Source organism: Paenibacillus nasutitermitis, from assembly GCF_014641075.1.
Taxonomy (GTDB): Bacteria; Bacillota; Bacilli; order Paenibacillales; family Paenibacillaceae; genus Paenibacillus_Z; species Paenibacillus_Z nasutitermitis.
The window spans coordinates 40130-62690 of the sequence record NZ_BMHP01000015.1; the positions used below are offsets into that span (position 1 = coordinate 40130).

25 protein-coding genes and 1 other annotated feature are annotated in these 22561 nt (G+C 50.3%); of the genes, 1 reads left to right on the plus strand and 24 read right to left on the minus strand.

Annotation, left to right across the window (positions count from 1 at the left end; translation table 11 throughout):
• Window positions 1-9: 9 nt before the first annotated feature.
• The 16 genes from rplJ to IEY46_RS34690 form a co-directional block, all read right to left on the minus strand.
• A complete protein-coding gene (gene rplJ, locus IEY46_RS34615; protein WP_189000515.1) occupies window positions 10-507 on the minus strand; it encodes a 50S ribosomal protein L10 in 498 nt (165 codons plus the stop codon).
• A gap of 59 nt (window positions 508-566) precedes the next feature.
• Window positions 567-730 (minus strand) — a sequence feature (ribosomal protein L10 leader region).
• A 14-nt stretch (window positions 731-744) separates the two neighbouring features.
• On the minus strand, window positions 745-1437 hold the full coding sequence (gene rplA, locus IEY46_RS34620; protein WP_189000518.1) for a 50S ribosomal protein L1: 693 nt from the start codon (window positions 1435-1437) through the stop codon (window positions 745-747).
• A 111-nt stretch (window positions 1438-1548) separates the two neighbouring features.
• On the minus strand, window positions 1549-1974 hold the full coding sequence (gene rplK, locus IEY46_RS34625; RefSeq protein ID WP_189000521.1) for a 50S ribosomal protein L11: 426 nt from the start codon (window positions 1972-1974) through the stop codon (window positions 1549-1551).
• An 88-nt stretch (window positions 1975-2062) separates the two neighbouring features.
• On the minus strand, window positions 2063-2596 hold the full coding sequence (gene nusG / locus IEY46_RS34630) for a transcription termination/antitermination protein NusG (protein ID WP_189000579.1): 534 nt from the start codon (window positions 2594-2596) through the stop codon (window positions 2063-2065).
• A gap of 29 nt (window positions 2597-2625) precedes the next feature.
• Complete coding sequence (gene secE, locus IEY46_RS34635; protein WP_189000524.1) at window positions 2626-2835, minus strand: preprotein translocase subunit SecE; 210 nt, start codon at window positions 2833-2835, stop codon at window positions 2626-2628.
• Between the two features lie 20 nt (window positions 2836-2855).
• Window positions 2856-3005: a 50S ribosomal protein L33 gene (gene rpmG, locus IEY46_RS34640; protein WP_183604319.1), complete on the minus strand. Its 150-nt coding sequence runs from the start codon at window positions 3003-3005 to the stop codon at window positions 2856-2858.
• Window positions 3006-3354: 349 nt separating this feature from the next.
• Complete coding sequence (gene sigH / locus IEY46_RS34645) at window positions 3355-4005, minus strand: RNA polymerase sporulation sigma factor SigH (RefSeq protein WP_189000526.1); 651 nt, start codon at window positions 4003-4005, stop codon at window positions 3355-3357.
• Between the two features lie 373 nt (window positions 4006-4378).
• Complete coding sequence (locus IEY46_RS34650) at window positions 4379-4900, minus strand: NYN domain-containing protein (protein WP_189000528.1); 522 nt, start codon at window positions 4898-4900, stop codon at window positions 4379-4381.
• A 3-nt stretch (window positions 4901-4903) separates the two neighbouring features.
• On the minus strand, window positions 4904-5665 hold the full coding sequence (rlmB, locus tag IEY46_RS34655; protein WP_189000530.1) for a 23S rRNA (guanosine(2251)-2'-O)-methyltransferase RlmB: 762 nt from the start codon (window positions 5663-5665) through the stop codon (window positions 4904-4906).
• Window positions 5662-6108 carry a Mini-ribonuclease 3 gene (locus IEY46_RS34660; RefSeq protein WP_189000532.1) on the minus strand — a complete coding sequence of 149 codons (447 nt, stop codon included), beginning with the start codon at window positions 6106-6108 and terminating at the stop codon, window positions 5662-5664. Before IEY46_RS34660 ends, rlmB begins: the two co-directional genes overlap by 4 nt.
• The gene (gene cysS, locus IEY46_RS34665) at window positions 6105-7511 is read right to left on the minus strand and encodes a cysteine--tRNA ligase (protein WP_189000533.1); all 1407 of its coding nucleotides are present in this window, start codon (window positions 7509-7511) and stop codon (window positions 6105-6107) included. Before cysS ends, IEY46_RS34660 begins: the two co-directional genes overlap by 4 nt.
• Window positions 7508-8176, minus strand: coding sequence for a serine O-acetyltransferase (gene cysE, locus IEY46_RS34670; RefSeq protein ID WP_189000534.1), 669 nt, complete (start codon window positions 8174-8176; stop codon window positions 7508-7510). Before cysE ends, cysS begins: the two co-directional genes overlap by 4 nt.
• Window positions 8177-8720: 544 nt before the next feature.
• Window positions 8721-10178 carry a glutamate--tRNA ligase gene (gene gltX, locus IEY46_RS34675; protein WP_189000535.1) on the minus strand — a complete coding sequence of 486 codons (1458 nt, stop codon included), beginning with the start codon at window positions 10176-10178 and terminating at the stop codon, window positions 8721-8723.
• Window positions 10179-10218: 40 nt separating this feature from the next.
• A complete protein-coding gene (gene ispF / locus IEY46_RS34680) occupies window positions 10219-10704 on the minus strand; it encodes a 2-C-methyl-D-erythritol 2,4-cyclodiphosphate synthase (RefSeq protein WP_189000536.1) in 486 nt (161 codons plus the stop codon).
• A 17-nt stretch (window positions 10705-10721) separates the two neighbouring features.
• The gene (gene ispD, locus IEY46_RS34685) at window positions 10722-11441 is read right to left on the minus strand and encodes a 2-C-methyl-D-erythritol 4-phosphate cytidylyltransferase (RefSeq protein WP_189000538.1); all 720 of its coding nucleotides are present in this window, start codon (window positions 11439-11441) and stop codon (window positions 10722-10724) included.
• Window positions 11442-11526: 85 nt separating this feature from the next.
• Window positions 11527-12615 carry a PIN/TRAM domain-containing protein gene (locus tag IEY46_RS34690; protein ID WP_373288943.1) on the minus strand — a complete coding sequence of 363 codons (1089 nt, stop codon included), beginning with the start codon at window positions 12613-12615 and terminating at the stop codon, window positions 11527-11529.
• 185 nt (window positions 12616-12800) lie between these two features.
• Here IEY46_RS34690 and IEY46_RS34695 point away from each other — a divergent pair, with 185 nt between their 5' ends.
• A complete protein-coding gene (locus IEY46_RS34695) occupies window positions 12801-13196 on the plus strand; it encodes a nucleoside triphosphate pyrophosphohydrolase family protein (RefSeq protein WP_189000540.1) in 396 nt (131 codons plus the stop codon).
• 92 nt (window positions 13197-13288) lie between these two features.
• Here IEY46_RS34695 and pssA read toward each other — a convergent pair whose 3' ends face one another.
• The 8 genes from pssA to IEY46_RS34735 all read right to left on the minus strand — a co-directional run bounded on the left by pssA (window position 13289) and on the right by IEY46_RS34735 (window position 22017).
• Window positions 13289-14047: a CDP-diacylglycerol--serine O-phosphatidyltransferase gene (gene pssA, locus IEY46_RS34700; protein ID WP_189000542.1), complete on the minus strand. Its 759-nt coding sequence runs from the start codon at window positions 14045-14047 to the stop codon at window positions 13289-13291.
• A gap of 94 nt (window positions 14048-14141) precedes the next feature.
• Window positions 14142-15218, minus strand: coding sequence for a DNA integrity scanning diadenylate cyclase DisA (disA, locus tag IEY46_RS34705; protein WP_189000544.1), 1077 nt, complete (start codon window positions 15216-15218; stop codon window positions 14142-14144).
• 13 nt (window positions 15219-15231) lie between these two features.
• A complete protein-coding gene (radA, locus tag IEY46_RS34710; RefSeq protein WP_189000546.1) occupies window positions 15232-16599 on the minus strand; it encodes a DNA repair protein RadA in 1368 nt (455 codons plus the stop codon).
• 158 nt (window positions 16600-16757) lie between these two features.
• Window positions 16758-17171 (minus strand): antibiotic biosynthesis monooxygenase, encoded by a 414-nt coding sequence (locus IEY46_RS34715; protein ID WP_189000548.1) that lies wholly within the window; start codon window positions 17169-17171, stop codon window positions 16758-16760.
• 186 nt (window positions 17172-17357) lie between these two features.
• A complete protein-coding gene (locus IEY46_RS34720; protein WP_189000551.1) occupies window positions 17358-19817 on the minus strand; it encodes an ATP-dependent Clp protease ATP-binding subunit in 2460 nt (819 codons plus the stop codon).
• 2 nt (window positions 19818-19819) lie between these two features.
• Window positions 19820-20860 (minus strand): protein-arginine kinase McsB, encoded by a 1041-nt coding sequence (mcsB, locus tag IEY46_RS34725; RefSeq protein WP_373288944.1) that lies wholly within the window; start codon window positions 20858-20860, stop codon window positions 19820-19822.
• Between the two features lie 69 nt (window positions 20861-20929).
• Window positions 20930-21451 carry a protein-arginine kinase activator protein McsA gene (gene mcsA / locus IEY46_RS34730; RefSeq protein ID WP_189000557.1) on the minus strand — a complete coding sequence of 174 codons (522 nt, stop codon included), beginning with the start codon at window positions 21449-21451 and terminating at the stop codon, window positions 20930-20932.
• Window positions 21452-21549: 98 nt separating this feature from the next.
• On the minus strand, window positions 21550-22017 hold the full coding sequence (locus IEY46_RS34735) for a CtsR family transcriptional regulator (RefSeq protein ID WP_189000561.1): 468 nt from the start codon (window positions 22015-22017) through the stop codon (window positions 21550-21552).
• Between the last annotated feature and the right edge of the window lie 544 nt (window positions 22018-22561).

Consider the following 22561-nt stretch of genomic DNA (forward strand, 5'->3'; position numbering starts at 1 on the left):
GCCTGTTCCTTACGCTTCTTGCTTCTCGGCCACTGCTTTAACCGCAAGGGCGAAGTTCCGCATTGGTGCTTGCAGGACGCTGAGGAGCATGGAGAGCAAACCTTCGCGGGACGGAAGATCCGCCAACGCTTTGATTTGTTCCGCATTCATAACTTGGCCTTCAACAACGCCGCCTTTCAGTTTCAAAGCGTCGTTCTTTTTAGCAAAATCATTCAAAAATTTTGCAGGAGCAACTGCATCGTCTTTACTGAAAGCAACAGCGGTTGGGCCTACAAGAACTGCATCCAGTTCCGATAGTTCCGCTCCTGCCGTAGCACGACGTACAAGTGAGTTTTTCAGCACTTGAAACTCAATGTTCGCTTCGCGAAGCTGTTTACGGAGCTCCGTAATTTGTTTCACGCTCAATCCACGATAGTCTGCAATTACTGTGCAGGAAGATTCGCGAAGTTTCGACGCGATTTCGTTAACAGCTTGTTGTTTGTTTTCAATAATTTTAACGTTTGCCATTTTCGTACACCTCCCGTTTTGTTCTCGGGCATTCCCGCTTCTAGCGAAGGATTTCTTCCTCGATGCATGAGAAAGGCCCCCGCAGCAATTGCGAAGGCCATGATGGTCCGTTTAACATTTCATTCTTGATGATTGAAATGAACAAACACTATTATCATAACACCTCGGTAGGAAATTAAGCTTCAGCAGCACCTACTGTCTACGGTATGCGTATTCGATTGTTGGATGTTGTTTCTCTTAACGGTAGACGGACGTGTTAACACGCGCGCCAGGACCCATTGTCGAGGAAACAGCAATGTTTTTCAGGTAAACCCCTTTGGCAGCTGCCGGTTTCGCACGGTTCAGCGCATCGATAAGTGCACGAAAGTTCTCGTTCAGCTTCTCTGCGTCAAACGATACTTTGCCGATTGGAGCATGGATTTGACCTGCTTTATCAAGGCGATACTCGATTTTACCGGCTTTGATCTCTTGAACAGCCTTCGTCACGTCAAACGTAACGGTACCCGCTTTCGGGTTCGGCATAAGACCTTTACCACCGAGAATACGACCCAGTTTACCAACTTCAGCCATCATGTCCGGAGTAGCGACGCAAACGTCGAATTCGAACCAGCCTTGTTGGATTTTGGTGATCATGTCAGCATCGCCAACAAAATCTGCGCCAGCCGCTTCCGCTTCCTTGGCTTTGTCGCCTTTTGCGAAAACAAGCACACGCTTGGTTTTACCTGTACCATGCGGAAGAACGACTACGCCGCGCACCGCCTGGTCCTGTTTTCTTGGGTCTACACCCAAACGAACAGCAACTTCAACTGATTCGTCGAACTTGGCTGTCGCTGCTTTTTTAACAAGCTCGATCGCCTCAGCGGCTTCGTAGATTGCTTCGCTGTCAATCAGTTTGGCAGCTTCTTGGTATTTCTTACCGTGTTTAGCCATTGAAATTTTCCTCCTCGTGTGGTTTTAACGGAAAATCCTCCCTTTAGGAGATCCTCCCACTACTAGCAAAAGCATAGCTTCCGCTAATTCCTGACACCTTGCGTTTTTTGATTAGTCTTCGATGACAACGCCCATACTGCGCGCCGTACCTTCAACCATAAGCATAGCTGCTTCAACGGAAGCTGCGTTAAGGTCAGGCATTTTTTGCTCTGCGATTTCACGTACTTTCGAACGTTTAACCGTAGCGACTTTCTTCTTGTTCGGTTCACCCGATCCTTTATCGATTCCTGCTGCAACGCGAAGTAATACGGCTGCCGGTGGAGTCTTGGTGATAAAAGTAAACGAACGGTCTTCAAAAACAGAGATTTCAACCGGAATAATCAAGCCGGCTTGATCCGCTGTACGAGCATTGAATTCTTTACAGAATGCCATAATGTTTACGCCAGCTTGACCCAGTGCAGGACCGATCGGCGGAGCCGGATTCGCTTTACCTGCTGGAACTTGCAATTTCACCATTTTGATGACCTTTTTTGCCATGATGCACACCTCCTTGCTCAAATAATCCATTTGGCTGTCAGAATAGAATTCTTACACAACCAAGCTTTTTGTCCGAAGACAGCGGGAATCAGATTTTCTCCACTTGAGTATAGTCCAGTTCAAGCGGCGTTTCCCGGCCAAACATGTTGACGTGTACCTTGAGCTTGCTTTTGTCCAGCAGAATTTCTTCTACCGTACCGACAAAATCGGCAAAAGGTCCAACTTTCACACGAACCGTTTCCTTCAAATCAAATTCGATTTTTGGCTTAGGCTCGTCGATACCCATGTGGCGCAAAATCTGCTCCACCTCATCAGGCAGAAGGGCAGTAGGCTTTGAACCGGAACCAGTTGATCCGACAAATCCAGTCACGCCAGGCGTATTACGAACCACATACCAGGAATCATCGGTTTGAACCATTTCCACCAGGACGTATCCGGGGTAAACTTTACGCATGACGACCTTTTGCTTGCCGTCCTTGTTTACCACTTCTTCTTCCATAGGAACAAGCACACGGAAAATTTTGTCCTCCATGCCCATTGATTCAACACGTTTCTCCAAGTTCGCTTTTACCTTGTTTTCATACCCGGAGTAGGTATGCACAACATACCATCTTTTTTCCATTTCCATAACTAGCCACCCTTGGCCCCTTCTTAAACGATCAGTTCGACCAATGCGGAAATGCCGATGTCAAGAACCCAGAAGTAAATGGTTACCGCTATAATCGTTACTAATACTACGAGTGTATAGCTGGTCAACTCTTTACGGCTTGGCCAACGAACCTTCTTTAATTCCGCGACGCTGTCGGAGAAAAAGGAAAAAGTCGACCCGAAGCTTTGCTTCATTTTAGCAAAAAATGTCACTTCCACACCTCCAAATTGACCTATCTTGTTTCACGATGAGGAGTATGTTCGTTACAGAACTTACAAAACTTCTTCATCTCGATGCGGTCGGGGTGATTCCGTTTGTTCTTGCTGGAAGCGTAGTTTCTTTGTTTGCAGTTTGTGCAAGCCAACGTAATAATTACCCGCATTGCTTTACACCTCCCGAACTACCATAAATAAAAAAAGTTTAAATCCGTTAAACCCCGATCCCGATTGTATGTGGAACAAACAAGATTCAAGATTCAAATGCGCCCATCAAAAAAAAGACCTATTTAGGGCTACCTGGGATACTTTATCATATGCAATATACACTGTCAAGATAAATTGAATCTTAACCAATCGGCCCCCTCCTGCCGAACCCCGCTGATTCAAACAATTACGAGGATTAGAATAAGGGTGAATACCTGCTATTTCCATTATGCGCGGCATTGCGTTATTTCAAACCGAACGCCTGTAAAATAAAAAAAGAAGAAACCGACTTCGTTTCTCCTTGAATCCTCAGTTGCTAATATTGCGAATTTCCAGATAACGCTCCAACTTGCGTTTGACCCGCTGCAGCGCATTGTCAATAGATTTCACATGCCGGTCCAGATCAACTGCAATTTCCTGATAGGAGCGCCCGTCCAGATAGAGCATAAGCACCTTGCGTTCCAGATCGCTTAATATTTCGGACATCTTATCTTCCAGACCTACAAATTCTTCCTGATTGATGATCAGCTCTTCGGGATCAGATACCCGAGTCCCGCAAATGACGTCAAGCAGCGTACGATCGGAGTCTTCATCATAGATGGGTTTGTCCAACGAGACATATGAATTGAGCGGGATATGCTTCTGGCGGGTTGCCGTCTTGATGGCGGTAATGATCTGACGCGTGATGCAAAGCTCGGCAAAAGCCTTGAAGGAGGCCAGCTTGTCGCCTTTGAAATCACGGATGGCCTTGTAGAGGCCGATCATCCCTTCCTGCACAATATCCTCCCGATCAGCCCCGATTAAGAAATAGGACCGCGCTTTGGCACGCACGAAATTCTTGTACTTGTTGATCAAATATTCCAGCGCTTCGCCGTCACCCTCACGAACCGCTTCTACAATATCTTCGTCCGTTCTGCAGTCATAGTCCAGCGGTTTCCATTCTTTGAGGTCGATGCTCACGAACAATCCCTCCGGCTCGAAAGGCGTGCATTGCGCAAAATTTAAAGAGACGCAATCATTTTCGTTAATAGGTTACAATTCCACTATGTCATTACAAGAAAAGATACCAAGCTATTAAGAGATTATTCAAAAAAATCCTTTGGTGACGAAGCAGGTCAGGCGCATAAGTAAACCTGTCTTTTTGAACATTCACTTAACTAACTTCTACCAAATCCCGACAGAAACATAGAATCAGTATACATTATGTAACCTTGGGCCGTCAATCAACTTCCTGCTGAATAATCTTTGATAAATTAGCAAATCTGGAAGATAGTCCCGTTTCATACTCATTTTGCGTCAAGTTTTATAACATTATCGTCCAGAAAGCGTCCAATCAATGCTCGCCTCTGCGCCAGCGCTCCAGCTTGGAGCGGACATCCAGGGTCAAATTATCATCCAGTTCATTGCGCCGGTAAGACTTGTCCACCAGGGTACGCTCAATGGCTTTGCGGTTTTGCTCGATATCGATCAGCAGCTCCCGGGCGGAAATCCGAAGCGCCCCTTTGCCAAAAGCAACATGCTGCTCTACCAGATCGGACGTCGCCACATAAAGGTTTCGGCTGCGCAGTGCAAGCTCTATCGCCAGCCGTTCGATACAGGAGTCAGCGGTCTCTTTCTCTTTGGTATACACAACCGATACCCGGAACTGGTTAAAGGAAGACCCTGTGCCCGGAACCTGATGCGCGTCAAATACGACCGTGACGGACATGCCTGTGAAGCCCTGATAGTCAGCCAGCATTTCCAGCAGCTTATCGCGTGCGCCTTCCAGATCCGTATCGCGCATCGCGGCAAGATTCGGCCATGCTCCAATCATGTTGTAGCCGTCCACAAGCAGTACATCGTCGCGGCGTCGCATTGCCTAGAGGCTCCCGCGCTGCCGCAGCACTTCGTACATCAGCACCCCGGCGGCAACCGAAGCATTCAGCGAATTCAATTGTCCATTCATTGGCAGCTTGACTAGAAAATCGCATTTTTCCTTGATCAACCTGCCGATTCCTTTGCTTTCATTCCCAATGACGATCGCCAGCGGCATATCGAATTTCGTGGAAGACGCATATACGTCCTGCTGCGCTCCCACATCTGCGCCCGCAACCCAAATGCCTTCTTCTTTCAGCTTGTCGATCGTCTGGGCAAGGTTGGTAACACGGCAGACGGCCACATATTCCACCGCGCCCGCTGAGGTTTTTGAAACGGTTGCGGTCAACGATGCCGAACGGCGTTTGGGAATAATGACGCCATGAACCCCCGTGCATTCCGCTGTCCGCAATATCGAACCCAGGTTATGGGGATCTTCGATTTCATCGAGCAGCAGAAGGAACGGCATCTCTGCGCTTGACCGCGCCCGCGCAAGCAGCTCGTCCAGCTCAAAATAGCGGTAAGCGGCCGCCTGTGCGACAACGCCCTGGTGATTTGCGCCTTCCACCATCCCGTCCAGTTTGCGTTTGTCGGCAAACTGGACGATTATACCCGCTTTTTTCGCTTCGGCAATAATGGGGGCGGCGTTCTTCTGGGATTGTTCGGCAATCCAGATTTTATTGATTTCCCGTCCGGAACGCAGCGCCTCCATCACCGGATGCTTGCCGGCTATCCATTCTTCCTGTGAATCATGCTGCTCTGTCATCTGTTATCCTCCTCGAAATGGCCTGCCGCTGCAGATGAATCTTGAAAAGCGATCTCCATCAGCTCACGAAGCCGATCTGTTTGTTTCTCATAATAAAGATACCCGACCAGACATTCCAAAGCTGTAGCCTGGCGGTAATCCGCCAGATCGGCATTTTTTGGGGGCGCGCCCGATTTCGCATTGCGCCCGCGGCGGACGATGTCCGCTTCATGCTCCGTGAGCAGAGGCTGCCACCGCTCCAGGATGACACGCTGCGCTTTTGCGGAAACAAAGCTTGTCGCTTGCCGGTGCAAATAATTCGACTTGTGATTGGGCTTGGCGACCAGATATTGCCGGACAATCATCTCAAACACGGCATCGCCCACATAGGCCAGAACAACCGGGTTGATCAGATTCGTCTGTTTGGCCGGCGGATAGAACAATAGACCATTCGTATCCATCATTTGCGCCGCCAGCGAATGCCCTGCGGGGTATCTTCCAGGACAATCCCATGCCCTGCCAGCAGATCGCGGATTTCATCGGCACGCTTCCAGTTCTTCGTTGTTCTCGCCTCCGTCCGTTCGACAATTAATGCATCGATTTCCGAATCGTGCAGCTCGCCTTCGCCAGCCGCCGGCAGCAGCCCAAGAACCTTGTCGAAAGCTTCAAAAGCGGAGATCAGTATTTGCAGTTCTTCCGCGGCTGCAACGGGACGCTGCAAATACAAATTAGCTTCGCTGACCAAATCAAAAACCGCCGTAATCGCATCGGGAGTATTAAAATCATCATCCATTTTGGCTTGAAACTGAGCCTGAATAGCTTCTACGCGGGCACGCAGCGCAGCCGCCCCTTCACCTTGCTCGTTCACTGCGACGGCCAGCCGGTGATGCAAATTGCCATAGCAGTTGGCAATCCGTTCCACGCTGTTTTCCGATTGAGCGATGGTCTCGTCATTAAAATTCAACGGACTTCGGTAATGCGCGGAAAGCATAAAATAACGGAGGGCTTCCGGCTTCACCCGTTTGAGCAGCTCATTGACCGTGATGCCATTGCCCAGCGATTTCGACATTTTTTCATTATTGATATGAATGTAGCCGTTGTGCATCCAGTATCTTGCCAGCGGCTCGCCTGTAAAGGCCTCCGACTGGGCCACTTCGCATTCATGATGCGGGAACTGCAAATCATGGCCGCCTCCGTGAATATCCAGCGTATCCCCTAGGTATTTGCGCGCCATGGCCGAGCATTCAATATGCCATCCAGGCCGCCCTGCTCCCCAAGGGCTTTCCCAATGCACTTCTCCCGGCTTCGCCGCCTTCCAGAGCACAAAATCCTGCCCGTTTTCCTTGCGGCGGTCCACTTCAATCCGAATACCGAGCTGCAGCTCCTGCATATTCTGGTGCGACAGCTTCCCGTAGTCCTTGAATTTTCCAGTCCGGAAAAAGACATCCCCGCCGCTTTCATAAGCATAGCCGGTCTCCACCAGGCCCTCGATAAAGGCCAGGATCTCCGGAATATGATCCGTCACTCGGGGGTTCAACGTAGCCCGGTGCACGCCAAGAGCCTCAATATTATCGTTAAACGCATGAATAAATTTCTCCGCCACTTCCGCAACGGTCATATCCAGCTGCTCGGCTTTACGGATCAGCTTATCGTCCACATCCGTGAAATTTACGATATAGTTCACGTGATAGCCGGTTGTTTCCAGGTAACGCCGGACCACATCAAAAAAGATCACAGGCCGCGCGTTGCCGATATGAATATAATCATATACCGTAGGGCCGCATACATACATCTTGACCTGGCCGGGCTCCAGGGGCTTGAATTCTTCTTTGCTCCGGTGCATCGTATTATAAATGTGCAGACTCATCTTATCTGATCTCCTCCAGCAATAGATTGCTTTTGCCGTTCGCGTTCAAGCTCGGCTCTTAATTCCTCTATTTCTTTATGCATGCCCCGCAGCATATCAATCACGGGATCCGGCAGCTGGGTATGATCCAGCCGGTCCTTCACCCGCTCCCCATCCTTTCGAACCATTCTCCCTGGAATCCCAACCACGGTGCTGTTTGCCGGCACCTCGCGGAGCACCACCGAATTAGCGCCAATATTTACATTATCCCCGATGCGGAACGATCCAAGCACCTTGGCTCCCGAAGCAATGACCACATTATTGCCGATGGTCGGATGCCTCTTGCCCTTTTCCTTCCCTGTTCCCCCAAGTGTGACCCCCTGATAAATGACAACATTGTCGCCAATCTGACAGGTTTCGCCGATAACGACTCCCATGCCGTGATCGATGAACAACCGCTCACCGATCGTTGCCCCCGGATGGATTTCGATGCCTGTGAAGAAACGGCTTATTTGCGAAATCAGGCGGGAAACGGTAAACCATCGCCGCTTATACAGCCGATGCGCAAGGCGATGCGCCCATATGGCATGCAAACCCGAATAGGTAAAAACAACCTCAAATGAATTCCGGGCTGCGGGGTCATTATCGAGCACCGTTTCAATATCGGATTTCAGATGGCGAAACATGGTCAAGACTCCTCTCAAAAAGCGTCTAACGCCTGCCTGCTGCAATACCAAGCATTACCAAGCATTTCTGCAGCTCTTCGCCAAACATAAAGAAAGCCCCTGCAGCTCCAGGGCTGCAGAGGCGTGTGGACGCGGTTCCACTCTGCTTGGAGATCAGATCTTGCGCTGATCTTCCGTCTTAAAGTCCATAACGCGGACAACTCGTCAACTTCTACCCCGCCTTGCTTATGCAATTACATCCGTAATCCAGGCCTCTCAGGGCCAGCATACGGAAAATCGACACGCGCGCGGATCGAAAGAGCAGCTCCCAGGTGCAATGCAGCATTTCAAGGAATAAGCGACTCCCAGCCTTTCCACTAGGCAGCCCTGAGGTCACCGTTTAGAAAGATCGCTCTCTCTGAATTCCTATAGGAAATGAACACTCCTGTTCCAAGCCTTTAGACCGATACAACTTTGTTAATAAGGTACTACAATTATAGCGGACTGGTGCATAACTGACAAGGGCTCTGGTCCATAACCTTAGCATCTGCAGGCCGCTTCTGCTCTAGCTTAGCCGCTGGCGCAAACGCTGCTCCACCTTCACCTTGCCAAGCAGAGCGATCGTGCGGTTCAAGTCCGGCCCGTGCGTTTGTCCAGTCAAAGCCGCGCGAATCGGCATAAACAGCTGCTTGCCTTTAAACCCGGTCGTCTGCTGTACGGTCTTGATTGCCGTCTTGACAGCCTCTGCATCCAGCGACTCGATCGGCGCCAGCTGCTCGGAGAAGCTTGCCAATACCGCCGGCACTTGCTCCTCGGCGAGCACAAGCTTCGCTTCCTCTTCATCTTCCATCCCGTCTTCAAAGAACAGACCCGTCAGGGGAACGATATCGGCTGCGCAGCGCAGCTTATCCTGATATAAGCCAATCAGGTCGGCGGCCCATTCCCGCCCGCGTTGATCCAGATCCCCGTCCAGGCGGCCCGCCTTCTGCAGATGCGGCAGGCATAAGTCCACCACGCGCGGCAGCTCTGTTTTCTTCAAGTACTCATTGTTCATCCAGCTCAATTTAGCGGTATCAAACACAGCCGGGCTTTTGCTCAGCCTTGCAGGATCGAAGGCCTCAATCAGCTCCTCGCGTGTGAAAATCTCCTGTTCGCCCTCTGGCGACCAGCCCAGCAGGGTAATAAAGTTAAACATCGCCTCAGGCAAATAGCCAAGTTTATCATATTGCTCAATAAACTGAATAATCGACTCATCGCGTTTGCTCAGCTTCTTGCGCTGCTCGTTCACAATCAGTGTCATATGACCGAACTTCGGCGGCGTCCAGCCGAATGCCTCGTAAATCATCAGCTGCCGCGGCGTATTGGAGATATGGTCTTCTCCGCGCAGCACATGGCTGATTTCCATTAGATGGTCATCAAGGGCAACTGCGAAATTATAGGTCGGAATACCATCCTTCTTCACAATAACGAAGTCTCCGACCCCATCGGCTTCAAAGCTGATTTCACCTTTTACGATATCATCGAATGAATAGGTTCTGCCCTCGGGAACGCGGAAACGAACGCTCGGAACCCGCCCTTCCTCTTCAAAGGCCTGCTGCTGCTCCGCAGTCAAATCACGATGTTTGCCGGAATAACGCGGCATTTCTCCGCGCGCTGTCTGCTCTTCCCGCTCCGCTTCGAGCTCCTCTTCGGTACAGTAGCATTTATACGCCAGTCCCTTGTCAATCAATATCTGCCAATACTCGCGATACAGATCGAGCCGTTCCGTCTGGCGATAAGGGCCGTATCCTCCGCCTACGTCGATACTTTCATCCCAGTCGATACCCAGCCACTTCAGGTAGGTCAGCTGACTCTCTTCTCCGCCCTTAATGTTTCGTTTCAAGTCTGTATCTTCAATACGTATAATAAACTTGCCGCCCAGACTGCGCGCAAACAAATAATTGAATAAGGCCGTTCTCGCGTTTCCGATATGCAGATGTCCTGTTGGCGATGGCGCATACCGTACCCGAATTTGTTCTGACATATATGTTAAGCCCCTTCCATCATGCTTCGTTTTCAACCGATCATAGCATAACCTTTACCAGACAGACAACCGATTGCGCAGCGATCCCTTCACCCCGCCCGGTGAAGCCAAGCTGCTCCGTTGTAGTCGCTTTGACATTTACCTGGGACCGCTCCTCGGCTTCCAGGACATTTGCGATCACTTCTACCATCTGCGGAATATACGGCGCCATCTTGGGACGCTGGGCAATGATCGTCGAATCGATGTTGCCCAGCTTATAGCCGCGTTCCTTCACCAGCTGCCATATATGCTGTAGCAGCTTCAAGCTGTCCGCATCCTTGTAAGCGGGATCCGTATCGGGAAAATGCTTGCCGATATCTCCAAGTCCCAGTGCGCCGAGCACCGCATCGCTGATAGTGTGCAGGAGCACATCGGCATCGGAATGGCCCAGCAGCCCCTTCTCATATGGAATGGTCACACCTCCAATAATGCAAGGGCGCCCCTCTACCAGCTGATGTACATCAAAGCCTTGTCCCACACGAATCATATCCGATTCCCCTCTCTTTATCTCCCTAGTTGTGTGTTCGCACGAGTCGCAAGTAAAAACTCCGCCCAAGGCAGATCCTCAGGCGTCGTAATCTTTATATTGGTATAGTCGCCCTCCGCCACCGTGACCGGTTTCCCCAAACGTTCCACCACCATGGCATCATCGGTGCCGACAAAACCGTTCGCCGCCGCTTTCTCATGCGCTTCCAGCAGCAAGGAACGCCGAAAAGCCTGCGGCGTTTGAATGGCCCACAGACTACGGCGCTCTGGTGTCGCCACAATGACGCCGGCTTCACCCACCTGCTTGATTGTATCTTTAACGGGCACGGCCAGCACCGCCGCATCGGTCTTTGCAGCCTGTGCCATGCAGGAGCGGACCGCCTCTGCGGTTACCAGGGGACGCACGCCATCGTGGATCATAACCCACTCCAGCCCCTCGCTCACGGATTGCAAGCCGATACGTACCGAATGCTGGCGCTCGCTGCCGCCGGCCAGGACAGCCTTAACCTTGCGAAGCTTGTACTCCCGCACTAACGTACTCACCCGGTCTGTATCGTCTGGCCCTACGACAAGAAGCATCTCGCGAATTTCATCCATCGCTTCAAACCGCTCCAGGGTATGTACGATTACGGGCTTGTCTTGAAGAAGCAAATACTGCTTGCTTTCCTTCGTTCCCATCCGTGTTCCGCGTCCAGCCGCCACGATGACGACACCCCAACTTGCTTGTGCTGCCTCCATGCCTTCAACCGCCTCGCTATTTACTGTAAACTTCGATGCAGCCTCTACAGTGCCGGCAACATCATCCGTTTACTATCATAACGTGTTACAGCGCTTTTTCCAACAGCTTCGGCTTGGCAAAAATCATCCGGCCGGCCGAGGTTTGCAGGACGCTCGTTACGAGCACCTCCATCGTGCTTCCGATATAATCCCGTCCGCCCTCCACAACAATCATGGTTCCATCATCCAGATAAGCGACGCCTTGCCCATGCTCCTTGCCATCCTTAATCACTTGGACCACGATTTCCTCACCCGGAAGAACGACCGGTTTCACGGCATTGGCCAAATCATTAATATTAAGAACCGAAACGCCCTGAAGCTCGCATACCTTATTCAGATTGAAATCATTCGTAACCACTTTGCCGTGAAGCACCTTGGCGAGCTTGACCAATTTGCTGTCCACTTCTCCTTCTTCCATATCCCCCTCATAAATAAGGACTCTCACATCCAACTCTTTCTGAATTTTATTCAGAATGTCGAGTCCCCGGCGGCCACGGTTTCGTTTGAGCAAATCGGAAGAATCGGCAATATGCTGCAGCTCCTCCAGAACAAATTCCGGAATAACAAGTGTCCCTTCAATAAATCCGGTTTTGCAAATATCGGCGATTCGGCCGTCGATAATGACGCTTGTATCCAATATTTTATGTTCTTCATAGCTGCTGTCATCTTCACCGCGGCTGCCTTTGCCGCGTTCCATCAACAAAGAGATATGTTCTGACAATTCCTCACGTTTGCTAAACCCGATCCGCATCCCGGCATAACCGGTAATCAGCATAATTGCGATGGGGATAAATTCGCCTGCGCCTGTCAATCCCGAGACGGCTGGATAAAGCAAAGCGGAAAGCACCAGGCCAAGAATAAGCCCTAAAACTCCTGCCAGCAAGTCACCGGTAGGCAGGGAAGATATCCGGTCCGTTCCTGACTGTATCCATCGGATCAGCGGAGCGGCAAGCATAGAAGCCAGTACAAGTCCGCACAATGCACCAATACCGACATTCATATAATAGCTGCCTGACTGCATGGCGGAGGACGACTCCATCCACAGCGTCCCCATAGTCGTCCAGCTGTGCAGTTCGGCACCCATAACCCCACCAAAACATATACCAAACAATTGAACCATTCGTTTCATCATAATTCCACCTCCTTTACAATTATGTTCCAATTTTGCGAACGTTAATCGTAGGAAGGGAGGAAAGTATTAGAATTTATTAACCTTCTTCGATAAAGAGGCTAAATAAATAAATCGCTTTTGAATTACTGACTGCCGGAGCTTATAATAAAGTGAAGCACTGCCAATCCTTAAAAAGAAGGTGGAACAAGATGAGCGCCCCAACATTGGATCAATTTCAGCAGCAAGTGTCGGAACTGCTGCTGCGTCATCGCAGTTTGCTTGATGTCTTATCGAAATATGGCCAATCTGGTGCTTCCGTTAATCGAGCTGTGGCCAAATCCGTTACCGAATGCGGTTGTATCGAGTTGAATGCAAAAAGGCAGGAGTTCACAGATGAAATCAATCTGGAGCAAGCAAAAAATACGCTGCATTACCACGTCAGCGGGGAATTATGCGAACACTGCAGAGATGCCATCAAAAGCGAGCTCGGCCGAAACCTCTTCTACATGTCCGCCATGTGCAACCTGCTCGATATTCAACTTGATGACGTTGTTACCCAGGAATCGGATAAATGCTCCACATTAGGCCTATTCAATTTGACCTGAAGGTGAACAACAGCGCACGGCACCAGCGTTTGCTCCAAACAAATAAACCGCCTGATACCCCGAGGGGTCATCAGGCGGTCCAATTGGACAGCTTATGCACTGTGCTCGCTCGGAATAATATCTTCCAGCAGCTCAGCTTGTTTGCGGCGTTTCCGATTTCGTCCCGAAAAAGGGAGACGCCGATCAACGTTTTTTTTTAGGCCGTAGAGCGCGTACAGAACCAGCGGGATAAAAACAATCTTCGATAACTGGCTTTGAAACATAATGCCCAGTACAACGGTGACAACCACAATAAGCGGAATGACCCAAATCGCACTTTTTGGCATCCCCATCTTTTTGAAGCTGGGATATTTAACCGTACTCACCATCAGGAAAGAAAGAACCAGCGTGCTCCCCATTAATACCGAAACGGGAATATCCTTATGAAACAGAGCGAGTGTCGCAAGCACGCCCCCTGCCGCCGGAATAGGCAACCCAATAAAATAACCGGGCATTCCGGAGATTACATTAAATCTGGCCAGTCGCAGTGCGCCGCAAATCGGGAAAAGTGCTGTGATGATCCATGCCGCAGCAGAGCTAAGCTCCTGAAACGCCACGCTGTACATAATAAACGCAGGCGCAACGCCAAACGAGATCACATCCGATAGAGAGTCCAGCTCCTTGCCGAATTCACTTTGCGCATTAAGCGCGCGTGCGACTCGCCCATCCACGCCATCCATCAGCATCGCAATGATAACCATCATAGCGGCGACTTCCGGTTTTGCGTTTTCTGGAAATATAAGAATAATGGCGACAATACCCAAGAATAAATTCGCCACCGTAAAAAGACTCGGTATCGACTTCGTAATCATTTTGTTCCACCTCATCTTTACTATGCCCCAACACTAATTTTTATCATTAATTAACGATGCACATGGTTATCCACATTCTAACATTGTATGTGATTTAGATATGCCTGTCAATGAACATCTGTTCCTGAATACGCTTCAGCCCATCTTTGATCGTACGGGCCCGCACTTCCCCGATTCCATCAACCGCATCCAATTCCTCAATGGTAGCCATTAAAATATGGGGCAAACGCTCAAAGCGGTCCACCAGATTATTCACGATAACGGCAGGCAAGCGCGGGATCCGGTTGAGCAGCCTATATCCCCGGGGAGCGATCATTTCCTCGGAAGCCATACTGGCTCCCGTGTAACCGAGAAGCTTGATAATAGAGCTGATATCAAACAATTCTTCCGAATTCAATTTATGAATGCCCGCACGGATTTCACGGATTTTGTCCTCATGAGGATTCTTTGCATAATCCTTGATCAAAAACCAGGACTCCTCCTCAACGCCGCCGACCAGTTCTTCCATCTGCATGCTGATGAGTCTGCCTTCCGTCCCCAGTTCATTCACATACCGTTTAATTTCCATCTTCACACGGATTAGCATTTCCATGCGTTTGACAACATGGGCGACCTCATGCAGCGTGACCAATTCCTCAAATTCCAGGGCTGATAAATTTGTAAAAGCCTGGTTAAGCACCGTTTTATATTTCTCTAGAGTTTGAATCGCCTGGTTGGCTTTGGTAAGAATCACGCCAATTTCCTTAAGCGAATATCGAAGCTGCCCTTGATACAGCGTAATGATATTCCGCCTTTGTGATATGGATACCACAAGCTTGCCGGTCTGCTTGGCGACCCGCTCGGCCGTCCGATGACGGATTCCCGTTTCCACGGATGAAATAGAGCTGTCTGGAATGAGTTGGGTATTGGCATACAGGATCCGCTTGCGGTCTTCGCTTAAAATAATAGCGCCGTCCATCTTGGCAAGCTCATACAGATAATAAGGAGAAAAGTCGCAATTGATAGAAAACCCTCCATCTACGACCTCCATGACCTCCGGACTGTATCCAACAACGATCAGCGCGCCCGTCTTCGCACGCAGCACATTGTCCAATCCTTCCCGAAAAGCCGTGCCTGGTGCGACCATTTGCAGCAGCTGATTCATAACTTCTAGTTGATTCGGCTCCTTCATCATCTTCCCCCTCTTATCCAAGCGCCGCCTTAAGCGCATCCGCCACTGTCTCGACCCCTATAATTTCAATTCCTGCCGGGGGGCTCCAGCCCTTCAGGCTTTTTTCCGGCATTATCACTCGTTTAAAGCCCAGCTTATGCGCTTCCTTGACCCGCTGCTCCGCACGTGAAACGGCCCTGACTTCACCGGTCAGACCAATTTCACCAAATACAACGTCAAACGGCCTTGTCGGCGCATCCCGAAAGCTTGAGGCAATACTCACCGCTGCTGCAAGATCTACAGCGGGTTCGTCCAGCTTTACGCCACCCGCCACATTCAGGTACGCGTCCTGCGTTTGCAGAAACATGCCCATGCGCTTCTCAAGTACAGCTATAATCAGCGACATCCGGTTATGGTCAATGCCGGTGGACATCCGCCGGGGCGAGGGAAAATTCGTTGTCGCGACCAGCGCCTGCAGCTCCACAAGGACAGGACGCGTCCCCTCCATGCTGGCTACGACAGTCGAACCCGACACGCCGAGCGGACGCTCCGAGAGAAAAAGCTCGGACGGATTGCTGACCTCCCGCAGACCCAACTCGCCCATTTCAAAGATCCCGATTTCATTGGTCGATCCGAAGCGATTCTTGACTGCCCGCAGCAGCCGGTAGGAATGATGCCTTTCTCCTTCAAAATAAAGCACGCAGTCCACCATATGCTCCAGCAACCGTGGCCCGGCAATAGCTCCCTCCTTGGTAACGTGCCCGACAAGAACCGTGGCAATCCCTTTTATCTTGGCTACCCGCATAAAATGAGCTGTACATTCGCGGACCTGCGACACGCTTCCGGGAGCCGAAGAAACGCTTGGATCATAAACCGTCTGAATGGAATCGATAACAAGGAAATCCGGCGCAACCGTCTCGATGGCATCGCTGATCTGATCCATATTCGTTTCGCAAAGCACATAAAGCTCCTCCGTGAGCGCCCCCAGCCGGTCAGCTCTCAGCCGGGTTTGCCGGACCGATTCCTCTCCGGAAATATAAAGGACCTTCAACCCCTGAGAGGCTAAAGCATGAGAGGTTTGCAGCAGCAGCGTTGATTTTCCGATCCCGGGATCCCCGCCAACCAGAATAAGCGACCCGGGTACAACACCTCCGCCCAGAACGCGGTTAAGCTCCAGCAGCGACGTTTCTATGCGAGGCTCCTGCTCATTATCTATGTGTATGATGGATTGCGCTTTTTCTTTCGTCTGAATCAGCCGGGAACTGACTCCAGGCGTCTTGACTACCGTTTCCTTCTCCTCCACCATCGTATTCCATTCCCCGCAGCCCGGACATTTGCCCAGCCATTTGGGTGATTCCGTTCCACATTCGGTACAGGCGAATTTTATTTTAAGTTTTGCCATGAGCGGCTCCTTATGCTTATTGCAGTATCATTCAAAGTTTACCATTTCTCAAGGGTAGGATAAACCCTTTAACGGATCCCGTTACATAAAAGTTTCCCGCCCGGCAAATATACTCCAGGCGGGAACGGGAAATCGTTCGGATTTAATTGTTGAAAGCCCTATTCTTCCTGATTAAGCGTGCGGCTCACGAGTACAGTATGAACGGTCATCTTCGAACCTAACATCACGCTTTCGCCTTGCGGCGCAGCTTGATGGGACTGTCCATGACCTTGGCCATTCTGCCCGCTGTCTTTCGGACGCTCTCCCTGAGACTGCCCTTCCGGCGCCCCAGCTCGTTTGGCATGTGCCTGCCGGAAGGAATCGCTGTTTACCCAGCCTTCAAACGAAGACTTGTCCGCCCAATGCGTGCAGACCTTCAGTTCGTCATAATCCTCTTCCATATCTTCCGTAAACAAGACTTCCATCCGGACAAAACCGGGCGTTAATTCGACGCCCTTGGAGTTCTGGAAACGCTGCGCCACAGATTCCCCATGACCTTTTTTGACCTTTATTGTATTCACAACAACAATCATATTTCATCCTCCTAAACCTTATTGGCATTAATGTTTAACTGCAAACAAAGGCCCAAGACCCAAGTAACGGATCAGGTATCCACACTCCCATCATACGCCGATATCAGCGTAGTAGCAAAAATCCCCTTGCTCGCCGGGATTTCGCCAATAGAAGCGATGACCGGTAAGAGCAAGGGGATCATAATATTACTTGGCGGCTGGTTCGCTGGCCGCCGGTGCGGATGGTGACGGAGTAACCGTCAGTGCACCGTCTTTCTCATCAATCGTAAGCGTATCGCCTTTGGTGATCGTGCCTGTCAGCAGATCCTCGGACAATCTGTCCTCAATATGCTTCTGGATCGCGCGGCGCAATGGACGTGCTCCGTATTGCGGATCGTATCCCTCCTTGGCAAGGAAGGCTTTAGCCGTATCCGTAAGCACAAAGTCAACCTCCTGCTCATGCAGCCGTTTGCGCAGCTCCTCCGACATCAGCGTCACGATTTGAGCGATATGCTCTTCGCCAAGTGAATGGAAGACAATCGTTTCATCAATCCGGTTCAGGAACTCGGGACGGAAGCTTTTCTTCAGCTCCGCGAGCACTTTCTCTTTCATGACGGTAAAGTCGCGGCCGGCATCCTGAGCGGCCGTAAAGCCGAGCGATGTATTGCGCTTGATTTGATCCGCACCAACATTGGAGGTCATAATGATCAGCGTGTTGCGGAAATCGACGACACGGCCTTTGGAGTCCGTTAGACGGCCATCCTCCAGAACCTGAAGCAGGATGTTGAATACATCCGGATGGGCCTTCTCGATCTCATCCAGCAGAACAACCGAGTACGGCTTGCGGCGTACTTTCTCGGTAAGCTGGCCGCCTTCCTCGTACCCGACATACCCTGGAGGTGCGCCAACCAGACGCGACGTCGAGTGCTTCTCCATATATTCCGACATATCGATGCGGATAACGGCATTCTCATCGCCAAACATTGCTTCCGCCAGTGCGCGGGCCAGTTCGGTTTTACCGACACCGGTCGGTCCGAGGAAGATGAATGATCCCATCGGACGCTTCGGATCCTTCAGACCGGCTCTGGCGCGGCGCATGGCACGGGATACTGCTTTGACGGCTTCATCCTGACCAATAACACGGTCATGAAGAATATCTTCCATCTTGAGCAGGCGCTGCGTTTCTTCCTCAGCCAGCTTGCTTACCGGAATTCCCGTCCAGCTTGCAACCACCTGAGCGATATCCTCCGGCGTTACTTCCGAATCCGTACGGCCTTGTTTTTCTTTCCACTGATTTTTCGTTACATCCAGCTCTTCGCGTATCTTCTGCTCCGTATCGCGAAGTGCGGCTGCCTTCTCGAATTCCTGACTCTGCACCGCTGAATCCTTCTCCTTGCGGATATCTTCCAGACGATTCTCGAGCTGTTTCAAATTAGGCGGTACGGTATACGATTTGAGGCGCACTTTGGAACTTGCCTCATCGATCAGATCGATCGCTTTATCGGGCAGGAAACGGTCCGTAATATAACGGTCGGAAAGTTTAACCGCCTGCTCGATCGCTTCATCCGTTATTTTCACCCGGTGATGGGCTTCGTAGCGGTCCCGGAGTCCATGAAGGATCAGGATCGCTTCCTCCGGAGAAGGCTGGTCAACCGTAATCGGTTGGAAACGGCGTTCCAATGCCGCGTCTTTCTCAATATATTTACGGTATTCGTCCAGCGTGGTAGCACCGATGCATTGGAGCTCGCCGCGTGCAAGTGCAGGTTTTAGAATATTAGAGGCATCAATCGCACCTTCCGCGCCGCCTGCTCCAATAAGCGTATGAAGCTCATCGATGAACAACACAATGTTACCTGCCTGACGAATTTCATCCATGATTTTTTTCAGCCGGTCCTCAAACTCACCGCGATATTTCGTGCCGGCCACAACCGAACCCATATCCAGCGTCATGACGCGTTTGTCACGGAGCGTTTCGGGAATTTCACCAGCGATGATTTTCTGCGCCAGCCCTTCGGCGATTGCCGTTTTACCGACGCCGGGTTCTCCAATAAGAACAGGGTTGTTCTTGGTTCTGCGGCTGAGCACCTGAATGACGCGCTCAATTTCTTTGCCCCGGCCAATAACCGGATCTAGATTATTGTCTTTGGCATAAGCGGTCAAATCGCGGGCGAGACCGTCAAGCGTCGGCGTGCTTACGTTTGCCGTTGCTCCATGGTTGCTCGATACCGCTTCACTGCTGCCCAAGAGCTGCAGGACCTGCTGCCGTGCTTTGTTCAGGCTGATGCCCAAATTATTAAGCACACGGGCAGCGACGCCTTCTCCTTCGCGAATCAAGCCGAGCAAAATATGTTCGGTTCCAACATACGTATGGCCAAGCTTACGCGCTTCGTCCATCGACAGCTCGATAACTTTCTTGGCGCGCGGCGTATAGGCAATATTGGTCGGCTGCTCTTGTCCGCGGCCGATAAGTGTCTCGACTTCGTCCTGGATTTTTTCCAGGCTCAGTCCCAGACCGATAAGGGCTTTGGCGGCAATGCCTTCCCCTTCGCGATTAAGTCCAAGCAAAATATGTTCGGTTCCAATATTATTGTGACCTAGACGAACCGCTTCTTCCTGTGCCAGTGCAAGCACCTTCTGCGCACGTTCCGTGAATCTGCCAAACATCATGTTCACACACCCCCATGATCGGATTTACTTTGTTCTAACTGCTGACGTATAAGCTGCGCCCGCCTGATATCCCGCTGCTCGGTATTCATCTTTTCGTGGAAAACCTGCTGCAGGAAACCCGGCTGCATCAAAACCATCAATTCATTCATCACCAGGGGCGATACCCCTGTAATGAGCCCCAGATCGATTCCAAGCCGGACATCGGACAGCCGTTGGCCGGCTTCCTTGGAATCCATAATGGTGGCATGCGACAAAATCCCATAGGAACGGTATATCCGGTCCTCCAAACGTATCTGCGACTCCTCCAGCATACGCTGACGAGCGGCCTTTTCGTGCTCAATAATTTGTTTGGCTACGCTGTGCAAATTATCGATGATTTCATTCTCCGATTGTCCCAGGGTAATTTGATTGGATACTTGAAACAAATTTCCCAGCGCCTCGCTGCCTTCCCCGTAAATCCCCCGCACAGCCAAACCCACCTGGGTAATAGCCGTCAATATGCGATTTATTTGATGGGTCATCACCAGTGCCGGCAGATGCATCATAACCGAAGAACGAATGCCGGTGCCCACATTGGTCGGGCAGCTGGTCAGATACCCGCGGCGCTCGTCGAAAGCATAATCGGTTGCTTCTTCAAAAATATCGTCAATGCGGTTAGCCAAGCCCCAGGCTTCCTTGATCTGAAAACCCGGATATAGGCATTGGATACGCAAATGATCCTCTTCATTAACCATAATACTGACAGACTCGTTCCTGCTAAGCATAAGAGCCCCGCAGCGCGATTCATTCGCAAGGTTTGGACTAATGAGATGCTTCTCAACGAGAACTCTTCGTTCCAATTCACTCAATTCAGACAACTCAATCGTTTCAAACTGGTCGATTTTATGAAGTTCGGATGAAGCTCCCACCGAAATCAGATTCTCCATTACTTCTTTTGCCTGTTCATTGGTAGCGAGCATCGGGAAAGGATGACTCCGCAGATTGCGGGCGATCCGAACTCGGCTGCTGATGACAATGTCCGAATCAGGTCCTTCTTCTTTCATCCACTTACTTAAGGCCTCTTGTACAAAAGATCGCTCCGACAAAGACGAGTCCTCCTTCCAAGACTGTTCCTACGCATCTGTGACCTTGCTTTCCAGTTCACGGATCCGGTCGCGGATTTGGGCCGCGTTCTCAAACTCCTCACGTTCAATGCGTTCATGCAAATCAGCCCGAAGTTCCTCAATCTCACGCCGCAGTTGAATGAGTCCGCCTGAGCGTTTGGGAATTTTGCCGACATGCGAAGCATTGCCATGTACACGTTTAAGGATGGGATCCAGCTTGCTTCCAAAAGTGGTATAACATTCGCTGCAGCCAAACCTTCCCATCTTGCTGAACTGGGTATACGTAAGGCCGCATGTTTCACAACGTAATTGCTGCGGCTTTGCGCCAAAGGCATTTACTCCGCTTGCAGGTTCAAAGTCGAGCAGTCCGGATAATAAGCTGTGAATAGAGAAACCGTTCGATACACCGGGAAGTCCTTCTCCTTTTTCACGTGCGCAGGATTCGCAAATATGAAATTCGGTTTTTTCTCCATTTATAATTTTTGTAAAATGAAGTGAAGCCGGTTTATTACCGCATTCCTGACAAAGCATTCCGCTCTATCCCTCCTCCTGCAAGGTTCAAACTTCGGATTCATGTTTCGTTCGTACCTGTTGCGGCATACAAGAAGCACCCTGGTCGAAGCAACTACTCATCGAGATTTGACAAGCAGTGTAATAAGCATCGCCTTCAGGAGTCTTGCTCTGATCTCATCGCGCAAGGGAAGTTTGACAGCAATTGCCTCACGGGAGATAGCGGCCCTCAGCAGATTTGCTTCCCGTTTGGAAACAAGCTCCGCTTCCTCCAACTGATAGATAAGTCCTTCTGCTGCTCCTTGATCCACTTGATCACCGATCGTCTGGGCGATATGCCCCTGGATGACGGTTAAGGTGGGAAGATCAATGCGTTGTATACGGATATATCCGCCGCCACCGCGCTTGCTTTCAACAAAATAACCTTTCTCCAGAGTGAAACGGGTGCTGATCACGTAATTGATTTGTGAGGGTACGCAAGAAAAACGGTCCGCCAAATCATTCCGCTGCAATTCAACCGCACCTTCTGAGCTCTCCTGCAGCATATGCTTCAAGTACTGCTCAATGAGATCGGAAATGTTGCGCATTTCACCAACCTCCCTAAAATGCAACCAACAACAGTCAGTTCGCCAAAATCATGCAATATTCTGTTTACTTGACTTTGACTTTCTTTGACCTTAATTTTATTATACGCATTTTTTTCAAAACGTCAAGGCAGCGCATGCGTTTTTGATGATCCGTTAATAGCTTGGGCGTATCTCGCTCATTTATACGTCAAGCGGGCACATAACTTCATTCAGGCATCACCAACCGACAGCCGCATGAGGGAGGTTGTCCTATTCTTTACCTTTTTTGAGTCCCTAACGAAACATCATATTCCAGACTGGATGCGTCTTTGGCGCTCTGTTGGCAAAAAGAATTCGTGGAAAATTAGACGAAAGGATGCTGCTATCCTCACATCAATCATCATCAACGACAAAACGGGCTGGCATTCTTAATAAAAAAATCTTCAACAATAAAAACAGGGAAACAACAAAAACATAAATAAACCTGGGAACAAATAAACCCGGAAACAACAAAAAACCGACCGCAAACTGCGGTCGGCTTCTCGTGCTTGGCAACGTCCTACTC